The organism is Pseudomonas sediminis (genome assembly GCF_002741105.1).
Taxonomy (GTDB): Bacteria; Pseudomonadota; Gammaproteobacteria; order Pseudomonadales; family Pseudomonadaceae; genus Aquipseudomonas; species Aquipseudomonas sediminis.
Map to the genome: position 1 here is coordinate 11,735 of NZ_NIQU01000010.1, position 12,788 is coordinate 24,522.

11 protein-coding genes are annotated in these 12,788 nt (G+C 62.4%); 3 read left to right on the forward strand and 8 right to left on the reverse strand.

Annotated features, from left to right (window positions below; all coding sequences use genetic code 11):
- Window positions 1-225: 225 nt before the first annotated feature.
- Window positions 226-2,280, forward strand: a complete 2,055-nt coding sequence (locus CDO35_RS20165) for a TonB-dependent receptor (RefSeq protein WP_099526398.1) — start codon at window positions 226-228, stop codon at window positions 2,278-2,280.
- Window positions 2,281-2,536: 256 nt separating this feature from the next.
- Here the strand turns inward: CDO35_RS20165 and CDO35_RS20170 are convergent, their stop codons facing one another.
- Window positions 2,537-3,676 carry an acetyltransferase domain-containing protein gene (locus CDO35_RS20170; protein ID WP_099526399.1) on the reverse strand — a complete coding sequence of 380 codons (1,140 nt, stop codon included), beginning with the start codon at window positions 3,674-3,676 and terminating at the stop codon, window positions 2,537-2,539.
- A 168-nt stretch (window positions 3,677-3,844) separates the two neighbouring features.
- Between CDO35_RS20170 and CDO35_RS20175 the strand changes: the two genes are divergently transcribed.
- Window positions 3,845-5,617, forward strand: a complete 1,773-nt coding sequence (locus CDO35_RS20175; RefSeq protein WP_099526400.1) for a S8/S53 family peptidase — start codon at window positions 3,845-3,847, stop codon at window positions 5,615-5,617.
- Window positions 5,618-5,629: 12 nt separating this feature from the next.
- Here CDO35_RS20175 and CDO35_RS20180 read toward each other — a convergent pair whose 3' ends face one another.
- The 6 genes from CDO35_RS20180 to CDO35_RS20205 all read right to left on the reverse strand — a co-directional run bounded on the left by CDO35_RS20180 (window position 5,630) and on the right by CDO35_RS20205 (window position 10,343).
- Complete coding sequence (locus CDO35_RS20180) at window positions 5,630-6,160, reverse strand: GNAT family N-acetyltransferase (RefSeq protein ID WP_099526401.1); 531 nt, start codon at window positions 6,158-6,160, stop codon at window positions 5,630-5,632.
- Between the two features lie 55 nt (window positions 6,161-6,215).
- Window positions 6,216-6,785 carry a DUF1285 domain-containing protein gene (locus CDO35_RS20185; protein WP_099526402.1) on the reverse strand — a complete coding sequence of 190 codons (570 nt, stop codon included), beginning with the start codon at window positions 6,783-6,785 and terminating at the stop codon, window positions 6,216-6,218.
- A gap of 104 nt (window positions 6,786-6,889) precedes the next feature.
- Entirely contained in the window at window positions 6,890-7,492 is a 603-nt protein-coding gene (locus tag CDO35_RS20190; protein WP_099526403.1) for a DUF4823 domain-containing protein, read from the reverse strand.
- 73 nt (window positions 7,493-7,565) lie between these two features.
- The gene (locus tag CDO35_RS20195) at window positions 7,566-8,459 is read right to left on the reverse strand and encodes a radical SAM protein (protein ID WP_099526404.1); all 894 of its coding nucleotides are present in this window, start codon (window positions 8,457-8,459) and stop codon (window positions 7,566-7,568) included.
- Window positions 8,460-8,671: 212 nt separating this feature from the next.
- Window positions 8,672-9,640: a GTP 3',8-cyclase MoaA gene (locus tag CDO35_RS20200; protein WP_017677598.1), complete on the reverse strand. Its 969-nt coding sequence runs from the start codon at window positions 9,638-9,640 to the stop codon at window positions 8,672-8,674.
- 79 nt (window positions 9,641-9,719) lie between these two features.
- Window positions 9,720-10,343 (reverse strand): TetR/AcrR family transcriptional regulator, encoded by a 624-nt coding sequence (locus tag CDO35_RS20205; protein WP_003461933.1) that lies wholly within the window; start codon window positions 10,341-10,343, stop codon window positions 9,720-9,722.
- A 75-nt stretch (window positions 10,344-10,418) separates the two neighbouring features.
- On the opposite strand from CDO35_RS20205, the gene CDO35_RS20210 reads away from it, so the two are divergent.
- Window positions 10,419-11,552, forward strand: coding sequence for an aminotransferase class V-fold PLP-dependent enzyme (locus CDO35_RS20210; protein ID WP_099526405.1), 1,134 nt, complete (start codon window positions 10,419-10,421; stop codon window positions 11,550-11,552).
- A 351-nt stretch (window positions 11,553-11,903) separates the two neighbouring features.
- Here CDO35_RS20210 and CDO35_RS20215 read toward each other — a convergent pair whose 3' ends face one another.
- A complete protein-coding gene (locus tag CDO35_RS20215) occupies window positions 11,904-12,692 on the reverse strand; it encodes a TatD family hydrolase (RefSeq protein ID WP_099526406.1) in 789 nt (262 codons plus the stop codon).
- Window positions 12,693-12,788 lie beyond the last annotated feature (96 nt).

Consider the following 12,788-nt stretch of genomic DNA (forward strand, 5'->3'; position numbering starts at 1 on the left):
CTTTGCGCCGGGTACTCAGCCGCCGATCCCTCTGGCCTGGGCCTGCACTGGCTCTGGTTACAGGTTTTCAGAGTAGCCGTGCGCCTTGAAATTGTTATGATATAACATCTTTCAGATGAATTATTTACCGATACATCCCGCGCTGATGTCTGGACGTCGCCAGCCACTCCAGCAGGCCAACGCACACTCCTCCCTCACTTAGAAAACGCAACGCTAGGAATACCCATGAAAGCCACTTCGGCCTCCCTCGCCGTCATGACCGCCCTGGTCACACCTCAGATTCACGCTGCCTCATCCGGCAACTCCACCGTTTCGCTCGGCTCGGTCTACGTCACCCCGGAGGCCAGCGGCACGCTGCGCACCGACAGCATTCTGTCCTCGGTCGACATCATGGGCAGCGACAAGATCGAGGATAAGAACGTGATGAACAGCTGGGAGCTGGTGGGCCAGATGCCCGGCATCCAGCTGACAGAGACGCGCATGGGCGCCGAGTCCGGCAAGGTGACCTTCCGTGCGTTCAACGGCGAGGGCTACATCAATGGCATCAAGACCCTGATCGACGGCGTACCGAGCAACGTCAACAGCGGCAACCAGCGCTTCATCGACATGGTCTTCCCGCTGGATCTGGAATACATCGAGGTGGTGCGCGGCACCAATGACCCGCGCTACGGCCTGCACAACATCGGCGGCAACATCAATTTCGTCACCCGCCAGGGCGGCAACTATACCGACGGCCGCCTGACCTACGGCAGCTTCAATACCCGCGAATTGCAGTTGGCCGTGGGCCACGAGGAAGGCAACTTCGCGCAGAACTACTTTCTGGCCAAGCAGGATTCCGACGGTTTCCGCGACAACAGCAACTCCAACAAATATTCCCTGGGCGGCAAATGGTTCGTCACCGATGACGAACAGACCATGAAGCTCGGCATAGTCGCCCGCCTCTATCACCACCAGGCCGAGGAGCCGGGTTTTCTCACCGTGCAGGAGCTGGCCGCGAGCCGCTCGCAGTCGCCGGAAAAAAACGCCAACGATGGCGACGACCGCGACATGAAGCACCTCAGCGCGCATGCAGACTTTCAGCTCAACGATGACCTGAGCCTGAGCAACAAGCTGTACTACAACAGCTACGACGATGACCGCACCGTGACTTTCACCAGCTACCCGGTCGGCAATGCCCCGCGTCAGCGCCGCCAGTGGGAAGAGCGCCAGACCGGCGTGTTGAGCAACCTGACCTGGCGCGCCCACGAGATGCTGACCCTCGACGGCGGCATCAACTACGAGCAGCAGAACAACGAATACCGCCGCTACCGCTACAACTTCGATGTTCCCACCGATTTCGACGCGCCGCCGGCACGCACGCAGAACGACGACAGCTACACGCTGTACAACACCGGCGCCTATGCCCAGGCGATCATCCAGCCCATCGAGCAACTGAAGATCATCCCGGCGTACCGCGTCGACAAGTTCTCCGGTAATACCGAGCTGATGAACGGCGAGAAGGCCGAGCTGCAGGACTACGGCTGGATCGAACAGCCCAAGCTCAGCGTGGTGTACAGCATCACCCCGGACATCAACGTCTACGCCAACTGGGGGCGCACCTTCCAGATCCTTACCGGTTCCACCGCACCGGCCTACATGACCGCCGGCCAGGCCTCGTACAAACCGTCGATCAACACCGGCAAGGAAGTGGGGGTAAAGTTCAAGCCGTTCGCCGGTTCCGAAGCGCGCATCGCCGTGTGGCAACAGGAGGCCACCGACGAAGTCGCCAACATGCCCAGCACCGGCACCACTGTCGGCCTGGGTGAAACCAAGCGTCGTGGCATTGACATGCAACTCACCGCACAGCTGAACGACCAGTGGACGGTGTGGGGCTCGCACGCTATTCAGGAAGCCAAGGTGGTCAGCGCGTTCACCGCTGGCGGGCAGTCGCTGGCGGGCAAGGAAGTGTTCTCCACGCCGCGCTACATCAGCAATGCAGGGGTCGACTACCAGTTCAACGATGCCTGGCGCTTTGGCCTGTCGGCCCGCGCACAGGGCGACTACTACATCGACGAGCTGAACGAGCAAGGCAAGTACGGCGGCTTCGCGGTGCTCGATGCCAACGTGCGCTATCAGCTATCGGCTACCACCAGCCTCGATCTGCAGATGAAGAACCTGACCGACCGCGACTACGAGTACGTATGGTTCGACAACTTCTTCTGGGCCGCTGGCGACGAACAACCGATGTTCTCCCCTGCACCAGGTCGCTCGGCCTATCTGTCGGTGAACATGAAACTCTAAGCCGCCCGGCTGCAACCTGGCCTGCAGGAGCTCGAAAACGGACTCCTGCACGCACAACATGGTGTGACCAGCGAACGTAGGGTGCGCCGTGCGCACCGCCAGGGCACCTCGACAACATCGGTTGTACACGGCGCAAATCATCAATGAAAAGGCCAGGGACGAACCCTGGCCTTTTTGCGTTCAAGGGGATGAGTATCGGCGCCGGTGTGGTTGCGGCTTGCCCCGGTGCGCGCGGCGCACCCTACGACAGAGGTTCCTAGAGGTACTTCAGCCAGCGAATATCGCGACGCCGCGCCTTGAACCGCGCGAACCACTGCGTGGGTGGAAACAGCACCAACGCCAGCAGCACGGTCGTAGCCCAGACCCACCCCATCGAATCGAAGCCGAAGTAGTGCCCCTGGTTCGCGCCCCAGATAGCCAGGGCGGTGATATAGAGCAACTTCAGCACATACAGGTGCAGCAGGTAGAAGAACATCGGCGCACTGCCGAATACCGCCAGGGTACGCACCAGGCGCTCGTCGTTGCGACGCTCGAAGGCAGCCAGCAACAGCAGGCCGATGCCCAGCGTCAGCGCCAGGAACAGCAGCGACGGTGGGTATTTGGTGATATTGAACAGGCCCATCAGCGTTTGCAGCGCGGTTTCTTCCACGGCCCAGGGCTTCTCGCCATAGCCGTTGAGCAGGCGCAGCAGGACGAACAGCGCCAGCGCAGCAAAACCGACGCGGCGCAGCCATTGCAGGCGCTGCTCGGGCGCGCTCGCGCCGCGAAACCACGGGCCGATCACATAACCCAGGGCGATCACCCCGATCCACGGCAGCACCGGATACGACGTGCGCAGGCGTAACGTGTCGGAAAACTCGAGCCAGCCGCGGTCATGCAGGATCGCCCAAGGCATGTGCAGCGCCGACTCTGGGCCGAAGTGCAGCCCATCGAGCAGATTGTGCCCCGCCACCAACGCCAGACCCAGCAAGGACAACAGCGTGCGCGGCAGCCATAGAAGCGCAGCGAGCGCCAGCATGCTCAGGCCGATGACCCAGATCACCTGCAGGTAGATCACCGTGGGCGGGAACTGGAAGGTCCAGGCGAAATTGACCAGGGTGAACTCCAGCACGACGAGGAACAGCCCGCGCTTGAACAGAAAAGCGCTGGTCGCCGCCCGGCTCATCTGCTTCTCGCCATAGAGAAACGCCGAAAGCCCGGTGAGCAGGATGAATACCGGCGCGCACAGATGCGCCAAGGTACGGCTGAAGAACAGCGCAGGCTCGGTGGCGGTCACGTCCATCGGGTCGCCGACCTGCTGGTGCAGGTAGAAGGTTTCGCGAACGTGATCGAGCAACATGAAGAGGATGACCAGACCGCGCAGGGCGTCGATCGAGAGCAGACGATTGAAGGGCATGGGGGGCTTCGAATAAGGCCTAAATGAAACGTAATACTATAACCATATTCACATTACAGTTGTGGCCAATATGCCTCGACACCAGGCGCCATGCGCGCACCTGACGCTGAACGATGCGCGGCTGCCGCAGTCGGAAATGCAGGACAATCGTCAAGGAAACCCTACCCCATGCTGCCCAACCGCGCCCTCCTTTCCGCTTTCGTCGTGGCCCTGCTCAGCCCTCTTGCCGAGGCGCAGGAGCCGTTGCGCATCCAGAGCCTGCAACGCTGCGGCGACCTGCTCGCCAGTGAAAAGCAGGACTGGTGCATGCAAGTGCGTGGCCTTGGCGCGAAGCTGCCCACGCTGCACCTCGGCGACGACACCCTGCCCGCTTCGGCGGTCAAGCGCACGGGCGATGGTCTACGTCTGCAACTGAGCAGCGACAAACATCGCAGCGCACCGCTGTGGCTGGAGGACGACTCGCGCGCCAGCAATCCGGTGTGGCTGTCGCTGCACCGCAGCCATGTGCTCGCTGCCGGCCCGGATGAAGTGGCGAAGAACAGGGACGGCCTGACCACCTATGTCGACCTGGTCAGCCTGCTGATCGAGGAAAGCCACGACGGCCTCGATGAGGCCAAGCGCCTGGCGAAGAAGTACGACGCCAAGGTGGTCGGCGCCATCCCACCGCTGAACGTCTACCAACTGCGCCTGCCGGTAAAGAACCTCACCGAGCGTGATGCGCTGGTGCTACGTATCGGCAACGAAGTCAGCGTCGATGCTGTGGTGGTGGAAGAAAGCGCACCGGAGCGTGGCGAAGAAAGCGAGGCCGCCCGCAAGTCGGCACATAAACCGGAAAAGAACTCCGAGGAATGGGCCGCGAACCGCTTCATGGATGCGGTCAACTATTACCAGCGGCGCATCCCGGCGGGGGAAACGCCCATCGAAGCCGAGCCGATTCGCGTCGGCGTGATCGAGCGCAACGTCGATTTCGACGCACCCGACTTCGCCGATTACCTCGGCGCCTGTCCCGATGGCAAACCGCGCACCTGCGTCTATGCGCGTGATGCCGACGAGCCGGACAACCACGGCAGCACCGTGGCCGGCATCCTCGCTGCGCACTGGGACAAAGGCGGCAACACCGGCTTCCTGCGCGGGCTGGACAAAGCCAGCCAGGGCTTCGAGGTGATCGTCGAGCGCAACTCGGACGCCGGCATCACCGCCAACATCGCCGCCTCGGTGAATCTGGTGGAAGACGGCGTACGCGTACTCAATTGGAGCTGGGGCATCCACCGCGTCGGCACGCGCAACGTCGAAGGCGACGAGATCGATTCGCTGGTGCGCTCCGGCATCGCCATGAGCGGCTACGAAGAATTGCTGGAGGAGTTCTTTCTCTGGCTGCGCGAGGAACACCCGGACGTGCTTGTGATCAACTCCGCCGGCAACGGTTCGTCCTTCTCCGGCCGGGACGAGTACCGCCTGCCCTCCTCGTTCATTACCGAGCAGTTGCTGGTGGTCGGCGGGCATCAGCGCAGCAAGGAAAAAGAGGCCGAAATCGACGACCCGACCTACGTGGTCAAACGCGACTCATCGAACGTCGACATGCGCGTCGATATCACCGCCGCCGCCTGTGCCCGCGCTTCCACCCAAGAGGTCGATGCAACCGGCGATGTGCATTGTGGCACCTCCTACGCCACGCCCCTGGTCACTGGCGTGGTCGCCGCCATGCTGTCGATCAATCCGCGCCTGCAGCCGGAACAGGTACGCATGCTGCTACGGCGCAGCGCCATGACCATCGGCGGTGATTACGACTTCGAACCGATGGACGCCGAAGACCTGACCGCGCCGATCCTGCCATCGGAGCGCAACTACAAGATGAGTGACAAGGACGTGGGCCGCTCGGCGCGGCTGGATATGCAGAAAGCGCTGGACCTGGCGGTGCAGAGTCGCGATCGGGTGCGTTGAGGGCCGTTCAGGTCACTCGCCGGAAACCCGCTCGTAGAGCTCGACCGGCTCGACCTTGCCCTGGGCGCCGCACCGGCTGTGGCCCAGGCCCAAGTGACGGAAGCCGGCCTTGAACAGCACCCGGCCGGATTGCGGGTTGCGCGCCAGGTGGCTGGCGTGCAGCCGGCGCAAACGAAGCTGGCGGAAGGCAAATTCCACCAGGGCATTGCAGGCCTCACTGGCGTAGCCACGGCTCCAGTAAGGCACGCCGATCCAGTAGCCCACCTCGGCCTCGCCTCGGCCAATATCCTTGAGCACCATGCTCCCGACCAGCGTGCCACTGGCCGACTCGGTGATGATGAAGTTGGCTGCCGTGCCACTGGCCCAATCCTGCGCGCAGCGCTCGATCCACTGCTGCGCCAGCTCGGCCGGATAGGGATGGGGAATACTGCTGGTGACATCGGCAATACGAAAATCACCCGCCAGGCGCTGAACCTCGTCGGCATCCTGTAGCTGCGGTGGGCGCAGCGTCAGCCGTTCGGTTTCGATGCGGTGCTCATCCATATGCGTCTCCTGTCAAATCCATGGGGTGCGCCAGCGCCGCTTGCGCATCGCCCGTTCAGGCCGGAGAAGGCCCGATGGGATAGAACACCCCAGCGCTCCACACACCCAACCAGGGTTCTCCGTCGACCTCGCGCTCCACCGCCAGTTCCACCAGCTGATAGAACACGTTGCGGTGAATCAGCGCCTCGAGGTTACGCCGCACCAGAATGTAGGGCGAGGGTTCGAGTGTCGCAGGGTCGATCTCGACACGGATAGGATGCTCGCCGCCTGCGACCACCTCGTCCTCGACGTTGGTGGTGAAACGCAGCACCTGCGCTTCCCCCTCGCCTTCGACCTGCAGGGTCACGGCGACGAAGGGCGCATCCTCGACCTGGATGCCGACCTTCTCCACCGGCGTGATCAGGAAGTAGTCGTCGCCGTCACGGCGAATGATCGTGGAAAACAGCCGCACCATGGGTTTGCGGCCGATGGGCGTGCCCAGGTAATACCAGGTGCCATCGCGGGCGATGCGCATGTCGATATCGCCACAAAAATCCGGATTCCACAGGTGCACGGGGGGCAAGCCCTTGCCTTCACCCTTGGGGATCTGCGCCAGCAGATCGCCCGCCTTGCCTGGATCGCTCATGGCCTTTCCTCGTCCAGTTCGATTCGAACGGACGAGGATACACCGTGCCACCTGTCGCGGCTAAAGCCCCTCCCACAAGAGCAGCGCGCCGATTGTCCCTATTCTTAGCGCCCCACACCCAACAGGCTGCGCGCATAGTCATGCAGCGGCGGGCCGATCAGGTCCTGCGGCTGGGCGTCGTAAAACGTCAGGAATCCGCCACGGCTGCGAATCCGTGCGGTGTCCACCAGGTAGCGCGTGTTGGTTTCGATCAGCATCAGCTGGATCGAGGCGCGGTCGGTACCAAGGCGATCCACAGCCTCCTGGTCTTCCCACTCCTCCAGGGTGCCGATACGGTCGTCGCTGTAGGCAAAACGGCTGTACAGCAGATAATGCGCGCCGGCGGCACGGGCTTCGGCCATGGCTTCGTCCAGGCCTGCCGGCTCACGTGCGCGGCGCACCAGCGGGAAGTATTCGACGAAGCCCTTGAAGGCCTCCTCGGCCACTACGTTTGGCCGCGGATAGCCGTGGCCCGGCGGCACGAAATGGCCCTGGGCGATGTAGATGAAGGAGTCCTGCTGCAGGCGCCGCGAGGCCATGCGCTCGGTGCGACCGTGATCGAGAAACCCGGCATCGCGCAGGTGGTACTCGGCGCCACTGGCCAGATCACTGACCTTCATGCACCCGGTCAGGCCCAGCAGCGCCACCAGTAGAAGCAGGTTACGCATGAATCCATCCTCCTCGTGCCGGTGACGGAAAACCGGCGGATAAGGGATAGATGCAGGTTCTGCGCCAGCCTCGTCAAAGCCCGCGCTGCCACTCCTGACGCAGATTGGCCTGTTGCGGTCGCTCGATAGCCTCACGCACCTGCGCCAGCAGACGTACTTTGTCACGCCCCAGGTTGCCCTTGAGCACCAGGTAGTTGGACGCGTGATCACTGCGAAATATTGTTTGCTGCAGTTCGAGCCCCTGCAGCAAGCGCTCAACCTCACCGAATAGCTGCAGTTGCGTCAGCGGCTGGTAATCGGCGAATTGCTCGCGAAAGCGAGCCTCACCCATGGGGAAACTGACCACCAGAGTGGAGAGATACTCAGGTTCGGCCTCGTTCATCAGGCGCGCCGAGTTGTCTGCATGCTGATCGCTGAGTACCTGACCACCGAGCCCGTTGAGAATCATCACGGAGCGGGTGATGCCGGCCTGGCCAAGCTTGTCCAGAGCGCTAAGGCTGGACTCGAAGGTTTCACCTTTGTTGACCCGCGCCAGCACCTCGTCATCACCGGACTCGCAGCCGACATAGGCCATTTTCAAACCGGCATCGGCCAGCTCCTTGAGCTCCTCCACCGATTTCTTGCGCAGGTTGCGCGGCAGGCAATAGCTCGAGACCCGACGCACTTCAGGCATGTATTCGCGAATGGCTTGCAGGATGGCCAGCAGGCGCCGAGTCGGCAGCACCAGCGCATCGCCGTCGGCGAGGAATACCCGGTTGACGATCAGTTGCTCACCCGCACGACGAATCTCCTCCAGCACCTGCGCCTCATCGCGGGCGCGGAATTTCTTCTGCGGCGCGGTGTACATCTCGCAGAAGGTGCACTGGTTCCAGGAGCAGCCGTTGGTGACCGGCAGAATCAGCGACTGCGCCTCACTCGGCGGGCGAAACACTGGCTCGATGTAAGCGATGGGAAAGGTGGCGGGCATGCAGGCAGTCACTCGGTTGGTTGGCGCCCCGGCAGTTTATCCGGGCCTGGAGTGACTGCCGAGCCACTCTGGGCCTCGACCTGCAACCGTTGCATGCCGCTCAGGTTGCGTTTAACTCACGTGGGACGGGGCTCGAGAATGGATCGTGGGCTAAAGCTCACCCTGCAGCACTGCCGGCGGTGCGCATGGCGCACCCTACCGTGATCGGCCCACTAGCCGCCGATGATCTTCATCACTGTGACGCCGCCGGAGAAGGCCAGGTCCTGCTTGTCGCCGAGTGCCTTGACCAGCAGACGCTGCAGCGCTGGCAGGGCCTGGTGACGCGGTTTGTCCAGCAGGTCACCAACGAAGTGGCGGTTGCTCGACGACAGGCAGCCATGCAGCCAGCCGGTGGAGGACAGGCGCAGGCGCGAGCAGGTACGGCAGAACGGCACGCTTTCGTTGGCGATCACGCCGAAATGACCGGCGCCGGGAATGGCATAGCGCATCGCCGTGGCATCCACCGGAGCGCTGGCCTGCACGTACTGGTGACGGCTGCCAATCAGCTCCAGCAGCTCCGGCAGACCGACGAATTGCTGGTTGAAGGCATTGGGGTCGCGCGCCAGATGGCCCATGCGCATCAGTTCGATGAAGCGCAGCTCGAAACCACGCTCCAGGCAGTACTCCAGCAGTGGCAGCACCTGGTCGAGGTTCTGCCCACGCAGCGGCACCATGTTGACCTTGATTTTCATCCCGGCTTCGCGCGCCGCTTCCATGCCAGCCAACACGGTGGCCAGGTCGCCGCCGCGGGCGATGCTGCGGAAGGCGTCGGCGTCGAGGGTATCGAGGGAAACATTGAGACGGCGGATACCGCATTCGACCAGCAGCGGCAGCTTGCGCTCGAGCAACTGGCCGTTGGTGGTGAGGCTGATATCGTCGAGGCCGAGTTGGCTGACCTGGCGCAGGAAAGGCTCCAGGCGCGTGCTGACCAGGGGCTCACCACCGGTAATGCGCAAGCGCTCGATGCCAGCGGCTTCGATCAGGTAAGCGACGCCACGCGCCATGGCGTCGGCGGAGAGTTCGTCCTGAGCGGCGACCAGACGCTTGCCGTTCGGCACACAGTAGGTGCAGGCGTAGTTGCAGGCAGCGGTCAGGCTGACGCGAAGGTTGCGGAAGCGTCTGCCCTGGCGGTCGACGATCATTGGGAGCTCCAGTTCGTTAAGAGCCGGAGTATATCGCTATGTCGGCCACGGCACAGTCCCGTGGCCGACATGCCAGGCGTCAGGCGTCGCGCTTGCGCTTGTTACCCATGCGCACGCCGATATCCATGAGGAACTGGAAGAAGCCTTCCTGATCCTCGAGCACATTGCTCCAGAACGGCGAGTGGTACAGCGCCACGGCGCCATGCACCAGGGCCCAGGCGGCGCAGTAGTGGAAGTATGGCGGCACGTCTTCCAGCTTGCCTTCGGCGATGCGGCCCTTGATCAGCTGGGTCAGACGCTCGAAGTTGGAAGCACGGATCTTGTGCAACTGCTCGACCATTTCCGGCACTTGATTGCCCTTGACCACCTTCTCTTCGAGGCGGTCGAACAGGCGATAGCGTTGCGGATCGCGCATGCGGAATTCGAAGTACGCACGCGACAGCGCTTCCTTGTCACGATCCACATCGGCCGAATGCAGCAGCTCGTTGAGATCGCGCTCGTAGTCGAGCATCAGGCGCAGGTAGATCTCCGCCTTGGACTTGAAGTGCTTGTAGATAGTGCCTTTGCCGATACCGACCGCATCAGCGATCATCTCGACGGTAACGCTGTCTTCTCCTTGTTCGAGGAAGAGTTTCAGCGCGGTATCGAGAATTTCTTGCTCGCGGCGACGGAATTCGCGGACCTTACGGGGTTCTTTCTGCATAAAGGGACTACGGGGTCAAAAATCGAAGCCGCTTATTATGCCCAAATGCGGCCAAATTGCACGGATCATCCGACCATGTACGTGTTTCATGATGAGTTCCCCCTGGAAAACGGACTGCGCTATCTGAACCATGCGGCGGTCGCTCCCTGGCCGAAACGCAGTGCTGAAGCGGTTCGACGGTTCTCGGAAGCGAACGTGAGCAGCGGCGCGCGTGACTATCCCGACTGGCTTAAACTTGAGCGCAGCCTACGCGAACGCCTTGCGCGCCTGATGAACGCACCAAGCACCGGTGATATTGCACTGGTCAAGAATACCTCCGAGGCACTCTCCTTCGTGGCCTTCGGCCTGGACTGGCGAGCCGGCGACCAGGTGATCATCAGCGACGAGGAATTCCCTTCCAACCGCATCGTCTGGCTGGCACTGGCGGCTCAGGGCGTCGAGGTAGTCGAGGTCAATCTCAAGAGTGATGATCCGGAAGCAGCCTTGCTCGCCGCCTTCACCCCGCGTACACGCCTGTTGTCGATCAGCGCCGTGCAGTTCGCTAGCGGCCTGCGTCTCGATCTGCCGCGCTTAGGCCACGGCTGCCGCCAGCATGGCGTGCTGTTCTGCATTGATGCCATCCAGCAACTGGGCGCCCTGCCCTTCGACGTCCAAGCCTACGACTGCGACTTCGCCATGGCCGACGGCCACAAATGGATGCTCGGTCCGGAGGGCCTGGGGGTGTTCTATTGCCGAAGTGCGGTGCGCGACCAGCTGAAACTGCACGAATACGGCTGGCACATGCTAGAGCACGCCGGCGACTACACCCGCCAGGACTGGCAGCCGGCCCGCAGTGCACGGCGCTTCGAATGCGGCAGCCCGAACATGCTCGGCGCCTTCGCCCTGGAGGCGAGCCTGTCGCTGCTCGAGGAAGTGGGCATGGAGCGGATCGGCGCGCTGGTGGGAGAGCGGGTTCAGCGCCTGAACGATGGTATTCGCGAATTGCCTGGTGCAGTGATCCATAGCCCGCTCGAGCCTGCGCGTCGTGCCGGTATTCTCAGTTTCAGCCTGGCGGGCTGGGACAATCCGGCGCTGTATCAGCGCTTGCGCGAGGAACAGGTGATCTGTGTACAACGCGGGCCAGGCGTCCGCCTGTCGCCGCATTTCTACACCAGCGAGCAGGTTATCGAAGAGACCTTGGGCCTGCTAACCCAGCTGGCAAAAGGGTGAGGACTCAGCAGCGCCCGCGGTATTCCAAATCCGTTTAAAAAACTCAGGCTTTTGCCTGGACGCTCGCTGATCATGGCCAATACTGAAATTTACTGGTGCGCGGCATCTCCCCCCAAGTGCCCCGCCAGCCAAGGTACCGTGGACCGCGTACCTTGATTTACTCCTAATGGTCTTGACCCGGATTCATCCCCCAGAGTCCGGGTTTTTTTTGCTCAGCGAATCGCCGTTCCCGTAGGGTGGGTGAGCCGCCTGTCACGGTCGCCGACTGCTTCGCTGGATCTGGGTGCGGCGTAACCCACCATGGCTGCAACACCTCACATCGCCTGGTGCGCGCGGCGCCCCTACGGGCTGTTATGCGTCAGCCACACCAGCCAACGGGAACAAACGCTTGAAGTTGTTCGAGGTCTGCTCAGCCAGGGCCTCGTAGCTCACCCCACGCAGCACCGCCAGGTACTCGGCCACCTCTCGCACGTATTGCGGCAGGTTGGGCTTACCGCGATGCGGCACGGGCGCGAGATATGGCGAATCGGTTTCCACCAGCAGACGATCAACCGGCACCTGGCGCGCCACTTCGCGCAACGCCTCGGCATTGCGGAAGGTGACGATACCCGACAGGGAAATATAAAAACCGATATCCAGCGCGGCCTTGGCCATATCCCAGTCTTCGGTGAAGCAATGCAGCACGCCAGCCTGTGGCAACGCCGCTTCACGCAGTAGCGCCAGGGTATCGGCGCGGGCCTCGCGGGTATGCACGATCACCGGCTTTCCGGTAATGCGTGCGGCCTCCAGATGCAAACGAAAGGAGGCCTGCTGCAGCGCAGCAGACTCCGGCTCATAGTGGTAATCCAGGCCGGTTTCGCCAATGGCGACCACCTTCGGATGCGCCAGCTCGCCCAGCAGCCAGTCCAATGCGGGTTCTGCCCCCGGTTCCAGATCCAACGGATGCACGCCCACCGAGCAATCGACATCGTCATAACGCTCAGCCAGGCCCTTGACCGTGGCGGCGTTGTCGGCGCTGATGCCGATGCACAGAAAGTGGCCCACACCTGCAGCGCGCGCCGCGTCCAGGGCAGCATCCAGCGAACCGCCATGGGCAGCGAGGTCGAGACGATCAAGGTGACAATGGGAGTCGATCAGCACAGCGGGAAAACTCGGGCAAAGGGAAAGCCCGAATTGTAATCGAAAGCAGCGGATGCCTGGTCACGTGGGAGGGGCTTTAGCCGCGACGATGCGAGT

Bases quoted from the DNA above. Each gene is read 5' to 3' on its own strand.
- CDO35_RS20165 (WP_099526398.1), top strand. From the start codon at position 226: ATGAAAGCCACTTCGGCCTCCCTCGCCGTCATGACCGCCCTGGTCACA.
- CDO35_RS20170 (WP_099526399.1), bottom strand. From the start codon at position 3,676: ATGCCCTTCAATCGTCTGCTCTCGATCGACGCCCTGCGCGGTCTGGTC.
- CDO35_RS20175 (WP_099526400.1), top strand. From the start codon at position 3,845: ATGCTGCCCAACCGCGCCCTCCTTTCCGCTTTCGTCGTGGCCCTGCTC.
- CDO35_RS20180 (WP_099526401.1), bottom strand. From the start codon at position 6,160: ATGGATGAGCACCGCATCGAAACCGAACGGCTGACGCTGCGCCCACCG.
- CDO35_RS20185 (WP_099526402.1), bottom strand. From the start codon at position 6,785: ATGAGCGATCCAGGCAAGGCGGGCGATCTGCTGGCGCAGATCCCCAAG.
- CDO35_RS20190 (WP_099526403.1), bottom strand. From the start codon at position 7,492: ATGCGTAACCTGCTTCTACTGGTGGCGCTGCTGGGCCTGACCGGGTGC.
- CDO35_RS20195 (WP_099526404.1), bottom strand. From the start codon at position 8,459: ATGCCCGCCACCTTTCCCATCGCTTACATCGAGCCAGTGTTTCGCCCG.
- CDO35_RS20200 (WP_017677598.1), bottom strand. From the start codon at position 9,640: ATGATCGTCGACCGCCAGGGCAGACGCTTCCGCAACCTTCGCGTCAGC.
- CDO35_RS20205 (WP_003461933.1), bottom strand. From the start codon at position 10,343: ATGCAGAAAGAACCCCGTAAGGTCCGCGAATTCCGTCGCCGCGAGCAA.
- CDO35_RS20210 (WP_099526405.1), top strand. From the start codon at position 10,419: ATGTACGTGTTTCATGATGAGTTCCCCCTGGAAAACGGACTGCGCTAT.